The following is a 743-nucleotide window of genomic DNA, read 5'->3' on the forward strand; positions in this document are numbered from 1 at the left end:
GGCGTCGCAGGCGGTCGTCATCGTCTCCGGCGGGGACGCGACGAGCCCGTTCACCACACCCGACCAGGTGTGCTCGACCGGGCTGGCGGCGGGCAACACCGACACCGCGATCCGCGAATACCTGCTTACGAAGGGGTACAAGGTGTTCACGTCACCGGCGATGGCCGATCGGGGGCAAGTGGTAGACTAGACCGGTTTCGGCCCATTCGGGGTGTGCCCAATCACGCTGCCGGAGAACATGACCGTGAACTCCACCGGAAGCATCGACACCGCCGGCGAACACCTGGCGCGGTTTTTGACCTACCTGCACACCGACAAAGGCATCGACGAGGTCGACCTGGTCGGCCACTCGATGGGAGGCCTGTACTCGCGGGCGGCGATCCGCGTGCTGACCACCACGAACTCGGCGGTGCACGTCCGCTCGCTGACCACGATCGGGACGCCGTGGCAGGGCTCGTACCTCTCGGATTACGCCAACGACGTCCTGCCGCTGACCGATTGCGCGGGCGACCAGTTCTGCGAGAACGCGATGAAGGGCTTCAAAACCGAAGTGCTGCGGCTGGTGTCGGGTTCCGGCCGCGAGGTGAATCAGGCCTATCTGATGGGCAAGGACGGCTGGAACCAGTTCCAGGCCGGGGTGCTGGACAAGATCCCGGTGGCGCTGATCGGGGGCAAAAAGTTCACCAAGGGCGGGCAGGTCAACCCCATGGTGTGGCCCAACGACGGCATCGTGGCGCTGCGCA

Annotated in this window: 1 protein-coding gene and 1 pseudogene; both read left to right on the forward strand. The window is 65.5% G+C overall.

The features are described 5' to 3' along the window. A pseudogene (locus A5695_RS29625) lies at window positions 1–190 on the forward strand (hypothetical protein); the annotation flags it as partial. A 48-nt stretch (window positions 191–238) separates the two neighbouring features. Continuing rightward, on the forward strand, window positions 239–743 hold a 505-nt coding region (locus A5695_RS13370), incomplete at its 3' end, for a triacylglycerol lipase (RefSeq protein ID WP_231974814.1).

It is taken from the genome of Mycobacterium sp. E1747, assembly GCF_001667775.1.
In the GTDB taxonomy this organism is placed as follows: domain Bacteria; phylum Actinomycetota; class Actinomycetes; order Mycobacteriales; family Mycobacteriaceae; genus Mycobacterium.